General features: G+C 53.0%; 2 tRNA genes. Both read left to right on the plus strand.

Going from position 1 to position 287, the window contains the following annotated elements:
• Window positions 1-103 precede the first annotated feature (103 nt).
• Window positions 104-180: transfer RNA gene (locus ACUYLD_RS25605), tRNA-Met, on the plus strand.
• 26 nt (window positions 181-206) lie between these two features.
• Window positions 207-283, plus strand: a tRNA-Asp gene (locus ACUYLD_RS25610).
• The last annotated feature ends 4 nt before the right edge of the window (window positions 284-287 follow it).

The following is a 287-nucleotide window of genomic DNA, read 5'->3' on the forward strand; positions in this document are numbered from 1 at the left end:
AGGCTTAGCTCAGCTGGGAGAGCATCTGCCTTACAAGCAGAGGGTCGGGGGTTCGAGCCCCTCAGCCTCCACCATTTATTTAAAAAGCAGTACCTAATATTATCGCGGGGTGGAGCAGTTCGGTAGCTCGTCGGGCTCATAACCCGAAGGTCGCAGGTTCAAATCCTGCCCCCGCAACCAATTAACTTTTGAATGTAAACTGCTATGGAACTGTGGTGTAGAGGCCTAACATGCCTGCCTGTCACGCAGGAGATCGCGGGTTCGAATCCCGTCAGTTCCGCCATTTT

This window comes from Paenibacillus sp. SER-28, assembly GCF_052906305.1.